Annotated in this window: 10 protein-coding genes, 1 other RNA gene and 1 pseudogene; 1 reads left to right on the plus strand and 11 read right to left on the minus strand. The window is 62.1% G+C overall.

Annotation, left to right across the window (positions count from 1 at the left end):
- Positions 1–5: 5 nt before the first annotated feature.
- The 11 genes and pseudogenes from GC125_RS15395 to GC125_RS15445 form a co-directional block, all read right to left on the minus strand.
- Positions 6–1,439 (minus strand): UDP-N-acetylmuramoylalanyl-D-glutamyl-2,6-diaminopimelate--D-alanyl-D-alanine ligase, encoded by a 1,434-nt coding sequence (locus GC125_RS15395; protein WP_151986452.1) that lies wholly within the window; start codon positions 1,437–1,439, stop codon positions 6–8.
- Positions 1,436–2,902 carry a UDP-N-acetylmuramoyl-L-alanyl-D-glutamate--2,6-diaminopimelate ligase gene (locus GC125_RS15400; RefSeq protein WP_151986453.1) on the minus strand — a complete coding sequence of 489 codons (1,467 nt, stop codon included), beginning with the start codon at positions 2,900–2,902 and terminating at the stop codon, positions 1,436–1,438. The genes GC125_RS15395 and GC125_RS15400 overlap by 4 nt, the downstream gene beginning before the upstream one ends.
- A gap of 130 nt (positions 2,903–3,032) precedes the next feature.
- Positions 3,033–4,712 carry a peptidoglycan D,D-transpeptidase FtsI family protein gene (locus GC125_RS15405; protein WP_286165667.1) on the minus strand — a complete coding sequence of 560 codons (1,680 nt, stop codon included), beginning with the start codon at positions 4,710–4,712 and terminating at the stop codon, positions 3,033–3,035.
- A 26-nt stretch (positions 4,713–4,738) separates the two neighbouring features.
- On the minus strand, positions 4,739–5,101 hold the full coding sequence (ftsL, locus tag GC125_RS15410; protein ID WP_151986455.1) for a cell division protein FtsL: 363 nt from the start codon (positions 5,099–5,101) through the stop codon (positions 4,739–4,741).
- Positions 5,102–5,105: 4 nt separating this feature from the next.
- Positions 5,106–6,140 (minus strand): 16S rRNA (cytosine(1402)-N(4))-methyltransferase RsmH, encoded by a 1,035-nt coding sequence (gene rsmH / locus GC125_RS20295; RefSeq protein WP_151986456.1) that lies wholly within the window; start codon positions 6,138–6,140, stop codon positions 5,106–5,108.
- Positions 6,140–6,577: a division/cell wall cluster transcriptional repressor MraZ gene (gene mraZ / locus GC125_RS20300; RefSeq protein WP_151986457.1), complete on the minus strand. Its 438-nt coding sequence runs from the start codon at positions 6,575–6,577 to the stop codon at positions 6,140–6,142. The genes rsmH and mraZ overlap by 1 nt, the downstream gene beginning before the upstream one ends.
- A gap of 367 nt (positions 6,578–6,944) precedes the next feature.
- Positions 6,945–7,351, minus strand: an RNA gene (gene rnpB, locus GC125_RS15425) — RNase P RNA component class A.
- A gap of 173 nt (positions 7,352–7,524) precedes the next feature.
- Positions 7,525–7,875 (minus strand): annotated as a pseudogene (locus GC125_RS20430) (lytic transglycosylase domain-containing protein); the annotation flags it as partial.
- 593 nt (positions 7,876–8,468) lie between these two features.
- The gene (locus tag GC125_RS15435; RefSeq protein WP_151986458.1) at positions 8,469–9,248 is read right to left on the minus strand and encodes an N-acetylmuramoyl-L-alanine amidase; all 780 of its coding nucleotides are present in this window, start codon (positions 9,246–9,248) and stop codon (positions 8,469–8,471) included.
- On the minus strand, positions 9,245–9,955 hold the full coding sequence (locus tag GC125_RS15440) for a J domain-containing protein (protein ID WP_151986459.1): 711 nt from the start codon (positions 9,953–9,955) through the stop codon (positions 9,245–9,247). The genes GC125_RS15435 and GC125_RS15440 overlap by 4 nt, the downstream gene beginning before the upstream one ends.
- Positions 9,956–10,103: 148 nt before the next feature.
- Positions 10,104–10,283 (minus strand): hypothetical protein, encoded by a 180-nt coding sequence (locus GC125_RS15445; RefSeq protein WP_151986460.1) that lies wholly within the window; start codon positions 10,281–10,283, stop codon positions 10,104–10,106.
- A 217-nt stretch (positions 10,284–10,500) separates the two neighbouring features.
- Between GC125_RS15445 and GC125_RS15450 the strand changes: the two genes are divergently transcribed.
- On the plus strand, positions 10,501–14,139 hold the full coding sequence (locus GC125_RS15450; protein ID WP_151986461.1) for a hydantoinase B/oxoprolinase family protein: 3,639 nt from the start codon (positions 10,501–10,503) through the stop codon (positions 14,137–14,139).
- Positions 14,140–14,143: the final 4 nt, after the last annotated feature.

The raw sequence follows: 14,143 nt of genomic DNA on the forward strand, positions 1-14,143 counted from the left end.
CCTCTTCAATCGCCTGAATCGGCTTCCGGCACGGCCGGAAACTTGTCAAGCAAGGCGGAAACGACCGCGCCGAAGCCGATCCCGAGTGATGATTTGACCATGATGGCATCGCCCGCATGGACGGCCTTGGTCACGAGAGGCACGAGTGACGCGGTGGTCTCGCGATACTCGCATGCGATTTCCGGCGGCAGCGCCTGTTCCAGCGCCTTCATTTCAGGTCCGGCAAGATAGACCCGGTCGATCTTCGCCTTCTTCAGCGGCTCGACGAGCTCTTCGTGAAGCTTGGGCGAGAAGCGGCCGAGTTCCAGCATGTCGCCGAGCACCGCGATCCGTCGCCCCTTTGCATCGACTGCTGCATGGCCGAGCAGCGCGATCGCCGCCCGCATGGAGGCCGGATTGGCGTTGTAGCTTTCGTCGATCAGCGTGAAGTTGCCGGCCCCGTTCTTCAGACGATACTGCGCGCCGCGCCCCTTCTCTGCCCTGAAGTCGGCGAGCGCGCCCGCAACCTTCGCGAGATCGGCACCGACGAGATACGCCGCGCCGAGCGCGGCCAAAGCATTTTCGACGACGTGCCGGCCGGGCGTTCCGATCTTGACGGCGACGTCCTCGTCACCGATCCGAGCCGTGAGGCAGGAACAACTGGCATGCAGCTGCACGCGCTCGAGCCGGAAGTCGGCATCGCGGCTTTCGCCGAAGCTGTGGACATGCGCCACGCCGGCTTCGGCGGCTGCATCCTGCAGAACATTGAACTTCTCATTGTCACGGTTGAGAACCGCATGACCATCCGGCACGATGCCTTGAAAGATCTCCGCCTTCGCAGCGGCGATCTCGTCGAGGTTCTTGAAGTTGCCGAGATGCGCCGCGGCAATCGTCGTGATGATCGCCACATGCGGGCGCACCATCTTGACCAGCGGCGTGATCTCGCCCGGATGGTTCATGCCGATCTCGAACACGCCGAAGCGGCAATCGGCCGGCATCCGGGCAAGCGTCAGCGGCACGCCCCAATGATTGTTGAACGAAGCCACGGCCGCGTGGGTCGTTCCGACGGCCGAGAGGCAATGCTTAAGCATGCCCTTGGTCGTCGTCTTGCCGACAGACCCGGTGACGGCGACGATCTTGGCCTTGCTACGCGCCCTTGCGGCCTCGCCGAGCAGGCGGAGAGCCTCCAGAACATCCTCGACCACCACCATCGGCGCCTGGATGTGCCCGAGCGCCGGCAGCTTGTCCTCGCCGACGACCAGCACGGCGGCACCGTTGGCGACGGCCGCGCTGACGAAATCATGTCCGTCGAACCGGTCACCCTTGATCGCGAAGAACGCATCGCCCTCGCCCGCCGTGCGGCTGTCGATGGAAATGCCGGTGATGCCGCTCGGCATGTCGCCGACGGGGCGCCCGTTCGTTGCTTCGATAAAAGTTTTGAGCGTCCAGAGCGGTGTCATTGCGCATGCGCTGCGAGTGCAGCCCTTACCTGTTCGTGATCCGAGAATGGCAGTATTCTGTCGCCGATGGTCTGGCCGTTTTCATGACCCTTGCCGGCGACGATGAGCGTGTCGCCCTTGCGGAGCAGGTCGACGGCGTCGCGGATGGCGTCCGCCCGGTCGCCGATCTCCATTGCGCCAGGGGCCGCCGCCAAGATTTCGCCGCGGATTTCGGCAGGCACTTCCGAGCGTGGATTGTCATCTGTCACGATCACCACGTCGGCAAGCCGTGTCGCGATCTCGCCCATGATCGGGCGCTTGCCTCGATCGCGGTCCCCGCCGCAGCCGAAAACGACGACGATGCGGCCCGTCGTGAACGGCCGAACGGCTTCCAAAACGTTCTTCAGCGCTTCGGGCTTGTGCGCATAATCCACGTAGGCCGGCGCTCCTTCCGGCGTCGTGCCCACGAGTTCCAGGCGTCCGGATGCACCCTCCAGCCGCTCCAGCGCGGCCATCGCCCGCTCGGGAGCTACGCCGGTCGAGATCGCGAGACCGGCTGCAACCAGCGCGTTGGACAATTGAAAATCGCCAGCGAGCGGCAGGTCGATCTCGTAGATCTTGCCGGCATGGTGGACCTCGGCGAGCTGCCGCTGGCGCTGATGCTCGACGCGCTTCAGAGCAAGAAAATTCCCACCCCGGCCAACGGTGCGCACATCGAGCCCTGCGTCACGGGCAGCCGAAATCACGGGATCCGAATAGACGTCGTCGGAAAAGATGATTGCCGGTGCTCCCTTCGGCAATAAAGCCGTGAACAGGCGCAGTTTGGCGTTCAGATATTCCGTGATGTCGGCATGATAATCGAGATGGTCACGGCCGAGATTGGTGAAACCGCCGGCCTGCAGCGTCACGCCGTCGAGCCGGTGCTGATCGAGGCCATGGCTCGAAGCCTCCATCGATGCGTGCGTCACTCCCTCGGCGGCAAGCTCCGCCAACAGACGATGCAGCTCGACGGGATCCGGCGTCGTGAGAGATCCGTAGTCGTTGCGGGTCGGCGAGACGACGCCGGTCGTTCCGATCATCGCAGCCGGCAATCCGACGCTTGCCCAGATCTGCCGCGTGAAGGAGGCAACGGACGTCTTGCCGGCTGTTCCGGTGACGGCCACCATCGTCTTCGGTTGTGAGCCCGCGATGCGTGCCGCGGTCTTTGCCAGAAAGGCACGCGGTTCCTTGACGCGGATGGTCACCGCCTCGCTTGTAAGGACCGAACTGTCGGCTGCAACGATGCCAATTGCGCCGCGCGCAAGCGCATCGGCAACATAGGTCGCACCATCGGCCTTGGAGCCGGCAAGCGCCGCGAAAAGATAGCCGGGCTGAACCTTCCGGCTATCTGAAGCGATGCCGGCAATCTCCGGATTCCCGTCCATCCCCTCCGGCGTTTCGATACGCGCTTGCGCGTCGATGCCGACGAGTTCGTGAAGTCTCATAGCCCACGTCCACTGGTTGCCGCCCCGCTCGATGCGCGTCGCGATCCGCGCGACGGGGCGTAAGTCTTGAAAGATCCGACCGCTTGATGCCGTCAGATCATGTACGCGTCAGGGCGCCGTTCATTGGCGCTCAATAAGACACCAGCATGGCGGAGCCATCCTGTCCGTATTTGGGCTGCACGCCGAGCAGCGAAGCCGAGCGGCGAATGATCGCCGAAACGGTCGGCGCGGCATTCAGACCGGCGGTCGCAGCGTGCTGTCCTTCCTCTGGCTTTGGCTCGTCGATGACCACGAGCACCACATATTGGGGCGCATCCATCGGGAATGCGGCCAGATACGCGTTGAAGCGCACGTCGCTGGAATAGCGGCCGTTCACGACCTTTTCCGCCGTGCCCGTCTTGCCGCCGACTCGGAAGCCTTCCACGTCGGCGCGCCGACCGGAACCTTCGAGCGAGTTCAGGCGAAACAGTTCGCGCATGTCGGCGCTCGTTTGCGCGTTGACGACCTGAACGGCGTGCGCTGTCGCTTCCGCCTCGGTGCGCGGCAGGAAGGTCGGCTGGATCAGCTTGCCGCCGTTCATCAGCGCAGCCGCGGCCACTGCCGTCTGCAACGGCGTGGTGGTGACGCCATGGCCGAACGAGATGGTAATCGAGTTGATCTGCTTCCATTCGCGCGGCTGAAGCGGCATCGCGACTTCGGGCAGTTCCGTCTGCATGCGGGTCAGGAGACCCATGCGGGTCAGGAATTCCTGATGGCCCTGAACGCCGACGACTTCCGCCATCTTCGCGGTGCCGATGTTGGACGAATAGATGAAGATTTCCGGCACGGTCAGCACGCGGTGCTTGCCGTGGAAGTCGCTGATCGTATGGCCGCCGATCCGGATCGGCCGAGACGCATCGAAGCTGTCGCCAAGCCGCACGCGGCCGCTGTCGAGCGCCATTGCGGTCGTGAAGGTCTTGAAGGTCGACCCCATCTCGTATGTGCCCGCCGACATGCGGTTCATGCGATCCTTCTCGAGCGCCTGAGAAGGAATGTTCGGGTTGTAGTCGGGCAGCGACGACATCGCGACGACTTCGCCCGTATGGATATCGAGCACCACAGCACCGGCCGCGATCGCATCGTACCGCTCCATCGCAGCAGCCAGCTCGTCGCGCACGATGTGCTGCACGCGCAGATCGACTGAAAGCGCGACCGGCTCCATTTCCTCATCGACCGTCATGCCGAGATCGAAGAGATCGGATAGCCCCTGACTGTCGACGTATTTCTCCATGCCGGCGATGCCGCGATTGTCGACATTGACGTGGCCGACGATATGAGAAGCCGTGGTCCCACCGGGATAGAAACGGCGCTTCTCCGGGCGAAAGCCGATGCCGGGAATGCCGAGCGCCATGATGTCGGCTTGCTGTTTCGGCGTAAGCTGACGACGCAGCCACTGAAAGCCGGAGTCAGACGACAATTTGCGGTACGTCGTTTGGATGTCGAGATCAGGCAGAACGGTCTGCAGCCGCTCGATTGCTTCGTCCGTATCGACGATGCGGCGCGGCTCCGCGTAAAGCGAAACGGTGCGGATGTCGGTCGCCAGGATTTCGCCATTGCGATCGACGAGGTCGGGGCGCGACGCAAGAAGCATATCCGCGCGTGGAATGCTTGCCGTCGCCTGATCGTCGGCCATGCCGTACTGCACGAGACGTCCGCCGATAACGACGTAGAACGCGCAGAAGCAGAACATCGCGATCATGACGCGCGACTTGGCTTCGCGGCCGCTGCCCTTGCGCGCCGTCAATGCAGCCTGAGGGCGTTTTGCAAGCATGCGGTTGAAGATGTCGGGCTTCTTCATCAGCGCACCACCGAGCCTGTGATCGTGGGATCAGCAAAATCATCGAAGTCCTGCGCGATCAGCTCCTCGATCTGCAGCAGTTTCTGCGGCAACTCGTTCGGCTGCGCGATCTGCGGTGGGTCGATGTTGCCGAGCTGCAGGTCTTCTTGGAAGCGCTCGACGAGTCGCTCGAGACGGACCGGCTGGTTGAGCAGACTCCAATCGGCTTCGAGCAGATCGATGGTTTGCCGCTCCAGCTGGATCTGCGCCTGCAGGCTGCGCACTTCACCGAGTTTCTCCTCGGCATGATGCTTGATCTGATAGGTGACGGTCGCCGCCCCGATCATCGCCACCAGCAAGAGAAAGTTGAAGGGCTTCAGCATCGTCTCATCCACCAATCGCATCAAGTTCGGCAAGGTTGGGCAGGCCGAAGACGGAGATGTCTGCGCGCTGCGCCTTTGCGTCGGTCCGTTGACCACATCTGAGCTTCGCCGAGCGCGCCCGCGGGTTGTCTGAAAGTTCCTCGTCGCCGGGCGTAACGAGCCCCTTGCCGACGGGAACGAAAGTCGCGGCTATGATCTCGACCTGCGGCAGATGGCGGGAGCCGCTGGCTTTGCCGCTGCGCTCTGCGAAGAACCGCTTCGCGATCCGGTCTTCCAGCGAGTGAAAGGTTACGACCGCAAGCCGTCCACCGGGTTTCAGCGCGCGTTCAGCGGCGATCAATGCCGCCACCAGTTCGCCAAGCTCGTCATTGACGTAGATGCGCAGCGCCTGGAACACGCGGGTCGCCGGGTGGATCTTGTCCTTGGCTTTACGCGGCGTCACCGTTTCGATCATTCGGGCGAGATCGCGCGTCGTGCGGAACGGCTCTTCGGCACGCCGCTTTTCGATGGCGCGCGCGATGCGCCCGGCCTGGCGCTCTTCGCCGAGAAACCCGAAGATGCGAGCGAGATCACCGGCCTTCAGCCGATTGACGACATCTGCCGCCGAAACGCCTGCGCGCTCCATGCGCATGTCGAGCGGGCCGTCCTTCTGAAAGGAGAAGCCGCGGTCTGCCTCGTCGATCTGCATGGAGGACACGCCGATATCGAGAACGACGCCGTCGAGGCCGCCGTCAGGCGCAAATTCGTCGAGAAGCGAGAAACGGGACTGGTGCAGCGACAGCTTGCCGTTCGAGGCGTCGACTAGCGGCTGGCCGCCTGAGATGGCAGCAGGATCACGGTCAAGCGCGATGACGTCCGCGCCGCCGTCGAGCAATGCCTTGGTGTAGCCGCCCGCCCCGAACGTGCCGTCGAGGATTACTTTTCCGGCTTCAGGCTGCAGCGCATCCAGCACTTCCTGAAGAAGAACCGGGGTGTGACGGACCGGTCCGCCATCGGCATCCGGCCGGCTGGAGCCAGCTAAATCGCCTGTGCCCGCCATTACCCCGTAGCTCCCGCCGACGCGATCTGCGCCCGTGCTGCATCCTGCATGCGCTGGAAAGCCGACGGCTCCCAAAGCTGGAAATGATCCGACCGACCGACGAAGGTGACCTCGTCCGAAAGATTGGCATAGTCGCGAATGAGGTCCGTGATCATCAGCCGCCCTTCCCCGTCCAGTCGAAAGAACGAACCGCCGCCGTGAATGAGCAGCGACAATTGTTGTGCCCGCGGCGAGAAGGGATCGAGCGTCGCGATCTGCCGTTCGTAGCGGTCGAGAATATCCGGCCCGCCGAAGCAGAACGCCGGATAAAGAAAATCCTGAAAGCCGTAGAGATCCTCGATCGACTGCTTCGCCATGACCGTACGAAAGATCGCCGGCACGGATACCCGCCCCTTCGCGTCGATCTTCTTGGTCTGGCTGGACAAGAACCGGTTCATCGCTTGCCGCGTTCATGTCCTGCTGCACGGCCCATGCCATAAGTCCCCCGAAACGCCGACGATGACACACGCAAACGAAATCACCCGAGACACTCGCAAGCCTCGGCCGCCCCAACGCATCCGTACGGAATGTGAACAATGATCGGGCAGCGACGCGCCCTTCAAAACTGTGCATTTGGGATAACATGGGACATTTTGGGCGTCAATGGGAACGCTCCTTGAAGTGGCGACGCGACAGCACGGATTCCGGCATCGCTGATGATGCAAAAACATGCTTAAGGAACGGTTACGAAACGCCCACGGGCCTTTATTCCGACGATGTTTGACGTCGAAGTCGCAACGCTGATGCGCTCGTGTTTTGAGGAAAAATGCCAGTCGGCCTGTAAGCCGGGTTCTGTATGGCCCGACGCCCGTTGGGACGCCGAACGCGGCAGCCATTCATCTGGGACGAAACTTGCGTTCCGCCTCGCGCGACCCACCCGGATGACCGGCCCGGAAACGGGCTGGCAGCCTTTGCAGGCGGCCGCGTCATCCCTATTCGGTCTTGCTCCCGGTGGGGTTTACCGTGCCGTCCCTGTCGCCAGCGACGCGGTGGGCTCTTACCCCACCCTTTCACCCTTACCCCGCGTGAGCGAGGCGGTTTGCTTTCTGTGGCACTTTCCCTAGGGTCGCCCCCGCCGGACGTTATCCGGCACCGTGTTTCCGTGGAGCCCGGACTTTCCTCACCCCGCGGCCTTTCGACCTTTTGCGGAGCGCGGCTGCCCGGCCGACTGGCGGCTCCTGATAGCCTTTAAAACCCCTCTCGGTCCAGCGCGTTACAGGCTTCCTCGCCCCAAAAAGGAACCGGGCCCCTCCGTAAGGAGAGACCCGGCCTGTTGCCCCAGACATCCGAACGAAAAGCGGTTAAGCCTCGCGCCCGAATTCGGGAATCGAAAATCTGCCAGAGATCACTGAAGAAGCGCACTTACCTTGCTGCAGTAGCGCGCTGAAATCGGGTTCATGCTTTTAGCACCATGGCCGGCATTATACTTCAAGATCGTCCCGCAGGTCGAGCCATCGCTCAAACTCTGCGCCTTCGCGAGGTAACGCATTCCATACTTGATGTTGGTTTCCGGATCGTAAAGAGCGCTACGCGAACCGGAGTAGCCCATCATCCGCGCCGTGGACAATTTGAGCTGCATGAGGCCGATCTCGCCCGCAGCTCCCGTTGCATCCGAACGGAAGTTGCTTTCGACGCGGACGACCGCGTGGGCGAGACCTTCCGAAATACCATGTGCTTCGGCATAGCTCGAGATCAGACCGGCATGGGGATTGGCCGCATAGCCGGAAACGCGGGTCTGCTCCTGGATCGGCTTCTCGGTCGTTTCGGCAGATGTGTCTTCATTTGAGGCAGCTTCGGTCGCTGCTTCGGCTTCTCCGGCATCCTCACCTTCAGCAGCTTCCTGCTCAGGCTCGGCAGCGGGACGGGTCGGACGTTCAACGTAGCTGTCCATGACAGGACCGTGCTGCGACTGGTGGAACATCGGCTTGGCGGCCCGTGCTTCGGAGGACGCCGTTGCGGCGGTTTCTTTCGCTTCGCCGGCAGCATCGGTCTCCGCCAATGCCCAGCCTGCGACAAGCACGTTCAAAAGCGCTGCCGACGTTGCCGTCAGTACAAATTTCATCAGTAATATACTCCACAAGACAGGAACGAGCCTGCCCTATGGCAATAGGCAACGCCCCCGAAACACCCAGTTTTGACCAACCACGACCACGATGCCCCGAGGTCTCGTGACGGCCACGACAATGGCGACGGATGTATAGGGCTCTGAAGGGCGAGTTTATGACCCGCCAAATAACAACATGTTGCAGAATGTTAAATCGTCTATTGAGCATATGACGATGCGGCGAATTATCTGTATTTCGGCAATGCCTGAAGCAAGCGATGCAGCGTATCTATCGTTGAGCTGTCGGCGATGCCGTCAACCAGAGCGGGTCGGAAATGACGCTGGAAGGCCGTGGTGACCTGCTCCGTTGCATTTCCGAACACGCCATCGATTTCAACGCTGTAGCCGTAAAGCGCAAGCATGGACTGGTACGCCTCGATGGGCGCGCCAGCGTCGCCACGCTGAAAGAAGCGTCCACCGGTGATCGGCGCCGGCTCGACATAGTGCCCGATGCCTGCACGATACAAATCACCCCAGGGAAATTTTTCGCCGGGATCCTGTTTGCGTGATGGCGCCACGTCGCTGTGAGCCAGAATCCGCTCGGCTGGAATGTGGCGGCGCCTGCCACAGTCGAGCGAAAGCGCCTTGATTGTCTCTATCTGAGGCGCGGTAAAATCGGGGTATCCGAAATCATGCCCGGCATTTGCGATCTCGACGCCGATCGACCTGCTGTTGATATCGGGAACACCATGCCAGGCACTGATCCCTGCATGCCAGGCACGTTTCTCCTCCGGCAGGAACTGCAACAGCGTGCCGTCCAGCTTCACGAAGTAATGGCAGGAGACCGAGCTCTCTGCGATCGTCAGCCGCTTGATCGCGGCGTCTTCATCTTCCATCCCCGTATAGTGGAGCAGCAGGACATCGATCGGCCCGCCATCCACCCGGTCGTTGAAATTCGCTGCAGGACGAACTGCGCTGACGAGATCGCAGTCGGGAGCGAAGGAGCCAAGAAGCGATTCACTCATGCAGCGATACGGTCTCGCTCGATCGCTTCGAATGCTGCGTTGAGCGTCGCGGTGCGGTCCGTGGCAATGGTGATGAACTCTTCCGGAACGCCACGCGCCAAAAGCCGGTCCGGGTGGTTTTCGGCCACTGCACGGCGGTAACGCCGCTTGATCTCGGCAAGATCGGTATCACGGGCCACGCCCAGGATCAGATAGGGATCGAAGCCGTTGACATGGACGTGCCGCGCCATGATGCGGGCGAACTGATCTTCGTCGATCCCGAAGATCTCAGCGACGCGCTGCAGAAACCCGAGCTCGCGCTCGTGGACTGCGCCATCGGCCTTGGCGATGTGGAACAACCCATCGAGAATGTCCTCGAGAATGAGGCAGCGCTCCTCGCCGCCCTCGCAAAGCCCCCTCAACCGCCGGGCATAATGCTCAAAGCCCGCAACGTCCTGCTTGGCGAGATTATAGAGCCGGGCTACGTTCTCCTCTTCCTGCTGGGGAATCGAGAAGATATCCCGGAAGGCCTGCACTTCGGCATTGCTGACAACGCCGTCGGCCTTCGCCATTTTGGCGGAAAGCGCGATCATGGCCACCGAGAAGGCGACGCGTCGGCGCGTCTCCGGGTCGCCCTCGAACAGCGTGCGCACGGCCTCGATGACGCGTGAAATGGCGTCAGAAGCGGCGTCGCCGACGAGTTCGATGAGTCTGGCCCAGAAAGACATCGCCAGAAACTATTCGATTTGAGGGGACGAATCGAGACGGAAAGTTGTCTCATCTGCCGCAACGCAGCAGAGCGAGAAAGCGCAACAAAAAAGGCCGGCGAGAACGCCGGCCTTTTTGGCTATCCGCAACTGCGGAGAGCGGGAGGGATTACTGTACCGGTGCCGGTGTTACGGCAGGCTCATCAGCCGGTGCGGCCGGAGCTGCTGGCGTTTCCATCGGCGCGGTATCTTCAACCGAACCAGTGGCATTTTCATCGACGTTGTCGCTGCAGGCAGCAAGGCCTAGGGTGGAAACGACAAGCGCGGTAGAGATCAGAAACTTACGCATTTTATTGCTCCTTTTTCTGTATTCGATAGCGCTACAACGGGAGATGTAGTGAAGCGTTCCCTTTGAAAAAGCCTGTTTATCAACAACAGAGGTTACTCGCCGTAATATTTCCTAAAGTAACATCGCGTGAGAGTTTTCGCTGCTTTACCGCACCGCTGGACAGGCGAAGCTTGGCGATGCATCACAAGCAAAAGCATCGAATGTGGGACAATGGCTTATGCAGGCTGAGTGGGACTTCTGGATCGATCGCGGCGGCACGTTCACGGACATCATCGGTCGGTCGCCGGATGGCGCGCTGGTCCAGAAAAAGCTCCTCTCGGAAAATCCCGGCGCCTATGCCGATGCTGCGATCGAAGGCATCCGCCAGTTGCTCGGGCTTGAAGCCGGATCGCCCCTGGCCGCTGATCGCATCGGCCGGGTCAAGATGGGCACCACGGTGGCGACCAATGCCCTTCTGGAACGCAAGGGCGACCGCACCGCACTGATCATCACCAAGGGTTTTAAAGATGCGCTGCGCATCGCCTATCAGGCACGGCCGGATATCTTTGCCAAGGAAATCGTTCTGCCCGAGCAGCTCTACGCGCGCGTGGTCGAAGTTGACGAGCGCGTGCGCGCCGATGGTACCGTCGAGCGTGCATTTGATCCTGCATCGCTCGAGGCTGAGCTGAAGGCGGTACGCGACGACGGGATCGAGGCCGTTGCGATCGTCTTCATGCATGCCTGGAACTACCCGGATCACGAAGCGGCTGCCGAAGAGCTCGCACGGTCCATCGGCTTTTCGCAGATATCGGTCAGCCACAAGGTCTCCCCGCTGGCGAAGCTGGTCGGCCGTGGCGATACGACTGTCGTGGACGCCTACCTCTCGCCGATCCTGCGCCGCTACGTCGACCGCGTCGCGGGCGAGATCGCGGCCGGAGACGGCGCCGAGTTCGACCGGATGCGCCTGCAGTTCATGATGTCCTCAGGCGGGCTCGCCGCAGCGGATTTCTTTCAGGGCAAGGATGCGATCCTGTCCGGGCCGGCCGGCGGTGTCGTCGGCATGGTCGAAACGGCGAAAGTCGCTGGCTTCCGGCGGGTGATCGGCTTCGACATGGGCGGCACCTCCACCGACGTCGCCCATTATGATGGAGAATATGAGCGCACCTTCGATACGGAGGTGGCCGGTGTGCGCGTGCGCGCCCCGATGATGCGCATCCATACGGTGGCCGCAGGCGGCGGATCGATCCTTCATTTCGAGGCCGGCCGTTTTCGTGTCGGCCCGGATTCGGCAGGCGCCGACCCGGGGCCGGCGTGCTATCGCCGCGGCGGGCCGCTTGCGGTCACCGACGCCAACGTCATGCTCGGCAAGCTCCAGCCCGATCATTTTCCGTCGATCTTCGGTCCGAACCAGAACGAGCCACTGGACGTCGACGTGGTCGCCGCTCGGTTTGGAGAACTGGCCGACGAGATCGAGCAAGTGACGGGCGAACGCCGTTCGCCGGAACAGATCGCCGATGGCTTCGTCAAGATCGCGGTCGAGAACATGGCCAACGCGATCAAGAAGATTTCGGTCCAGCGCGGCTATGACGTGACGCGCTACCTGCTCAATTGTTTCGGCGGGGCCGGCGGCCAGCACGCCTGCCTCGTTGCCGATGCGCTTGGCATGGAGTCGATCCTGATCCATCCCTTCTCGGGGCTTCTATCGGCTTACGGCATCGGACAGGCGACGCTGTTCGCATCGCGCGAACAGGCACTGATCGTGCCGCTCGCCGCAGAAAGCGTCGGCCGCACGACACAGGAGATCGAACGACTTTCGGCCGAAGCCACGAAGGAAATGATCGCGCAGGGTGCGACCGAAGACAGGATCGAGACCCGCGCGCTGCTGCATCTTCGCTACGATGGCACCGACACTGCGCTGCCGGTCGTCTTCGGAAACGATATCGATGCCGCACGCAAGGACTTCGAGCAGGCGCACAAGGCGCAGTTCGGCTTCATCTATCCCGACAAGCCGGTGATCATCGAGGCGGTCGCCGTGGAAGCAAGCGAGCGTCCGGCGATTGCCACGACGATCGAGGCAGCAGCAGCAACGACCCTTGCCGTCGGCGATGGCCCCACCCGCCGGCTCTATTCGTCGGGCACCTGGCATGACGCCCGCATCGTGCGCCGCGAGGAGCTTGCCCCCGGTGCCAGCCTGCGCGGCCCCGCACTTCTGATCGAGCCCAACCAGACGATCATCATTGAAGATGGCTGGAGCGCGACCGTCACGCCCGGCAACGACGTTCTCCTGTCGCGTCATGAAAAAATGCAGCGCGCAGACGCGATCGGAACCGAAAAAGCCGATCCCGTCATGCTTGAAGTGTTCAACAACCTCTTCATGGCGATCGCGGAAGAGATGGGCATCACGCTGCAAAACACGGCCTATTCCGTCAACATCAAGGAACGGCTCGATTTCTCCTGCGCCATCTTCGATCGCAGCGGCGCCCTCGTCGCCAACGCGCCGCACATGCCGGTGCACCTCGGCTCGATGGACCGGTCCGTCGAAACGATCATCCGGCTGAACGGCAGTGCGATGCGGCCGGGCGACGTCTTCGCGCTCAATGCACCTTATAATGGCGGCACCCATCTGCCGGACATCACGGTCGTGACGCCTGTCTTCGACGATGCCGGCGAGGAGATCCTCTTCTACGCGGCATCACGCGGCCACCATGCCGATGTCGGCGGAACGGCGCCGGGCTCGATGACGCCTCTGGCCACGACCGTGGACGAGGAAGGAGTGCTGATCGACAATTTCAAGCTGGTCGACCAGGGGCGCTTCTGCGAGGACGAGCTCGTCGAACTCCTGACAAAGCACCCCTACCCGGTTCGCAACGTCCACCAGAACGTCGCCGACCTGAAGGCGCAGATCGCCGCCAACGAAAAAGGCGTCGCCGACCTGCGCCGGATGATCGCCAATTTCGGGCTGGATGTGGTCGAAGCCTATATGGGCCACGTGCAGGACAACGCCGCCGAAAGCGTGCGTCGCGTCATCGAAGCGCTGTCCGACAGCGAGTACGCGTATCCGACCGACACCGGCCAGGTGATCAAGGTCAAGATCAGCGTCGATCGGGAGAAGAGAGAGGCGACGGTCGATTTCACCGGCACGTCTCCGGTGATGGCCAACAACTTCAATGCGCCGGAACCCGTGACGCGGGCAGCCGTGCTCTATTGCTTCAGGGTGATGGTCGAAGGCTCGATCCCGATGAATGCTGGGTGCCTGCGCCCGATCAACATCATCATCCCCGATGGCTGCATGCTGAAGCCCGCCTACCCGGCTGCCGTCGTTGCCGGCAACGTGGAAACGTCGCAGCACGTGACGAATGCGATCTTTGGTGCTTTGGGGGCCTTGTCCAACAGCCAGGGCACGATGAACAATTTGACCTTCGGCAACGAGACCTACCAATATTACGAGACGATCTGCTCCGGCTCGTCTGCCGGGTACCGCGCCGATGGGAAGGGCTTCAACGGAACGTCCGGCGTCCATACACACATGACCAATTCACGCTTGACGGACCCCGAAATCCTGGAAATGCGCTTTCCGGTGCTGCTCGAGGATTTCCACATCCGCCAGGGATCCGGTGGCAAGGGCGCGTTCCATGCGGGCGATGGCACCAAGCGGACCCTGCGCTTTCTGGAGACGATGGACTGCGCGATCCTCTCCTCGCACCGCAAGAACCCGCCACGCGGCATCAAGGGCGGTGGCGACGGCGAATGCGGCAAGACCGAAGTCCGCCGCAAGGACGGGACGGTCGAAACGTTGCGCGCTTGCGATCAAACGGTGCTGCAACCGGGAGAAGCCGTGATCGTCACGACGCCGACGGCAGGCGGTGCAGGCGGCTAAGCTT

Origin of the sequence: Rhizobium sp. EC-SD404 (assembly GCF_902498825.1) — a bacterium.
Classification (GTDB): domain Bacteria; phylum Pseudomonadota; class Alphaproteobacteria; order Rhizobiales; family Rhizobiaceae; genus Georhizobium.

Bases quoted from the DNA above. Each gene is read 5' to 3' on its own strand.
- GC125_RS15395 (WP_151986452.1), bottom strand. From the start codon at position 1,439: ATGACACCGCTCTGGACGCTCAAAACTTTTATCGAAGCAACGAACGGG.
- GC125_RS15400 (WP_151986453.1), bottom strand. From the start codon at position 2,902: ATGAGACTTCACGAACTCGTCGGCATCGACGCGCAAGCGCGTATCGAA.
- GC125_RS15405 (WP_286165667.1), bottom strand. From the start codon at position 4,712: ATGCTTGCAAAACGCCCTCAGGCTGCATTGACGGCGCGCAAGGGCAGC.
- ftsL (WP_151986455.1), bottom strand. From the start codon at position 5,101: ATGCTGAAGCCCTTCAACTTTCTCTTGCTGGTGGCGATGATCGGGGCG.
- rsmH (WP_151986456.1), bottom strand. From the start codon at position 6,140: ATGGCGGGCACAGGCGATTTAGCTGGCTCCAGCCGGCCGGATGCCGAT.
- mraZ (WP_151986457.1), bottom strand. From the start codon at position 6,577: ATGAACCGGTTCTTGTCCAGCCAGACCAAGAAGATCGACGCGAAGGGG.
- GC125_RS15435 (WP_151986458.1), bottom strand. From the start codon at position 9,248: ATGAGTGAATCGCTTCTTGGCTCCTTCGCTCCCGACTGCGATCTCGTC.
- GC125_RS15440 (WP_151986459.1), bottom strand. From the start codon at position 9,955: ATGTCTTTCTGGGCCAGACTCATCGAACTCGTCGGCGACGCCGCTTCT.
- GC125_RS15445 (WP_151986460.1), bottom strand. From the start codon at position 10,283: ATGCGTAAGTTTCTGATCTCTACCGCGCTTGTCGTTTCCACCCTAGGC.
- GC125_RS15450 (WP_151986461.1), top strand. From the start codon at position 10,501: ATGCAGGCTGAGTGGGACTTCTGGATCGATCGCGGCGGCACGTTCACG.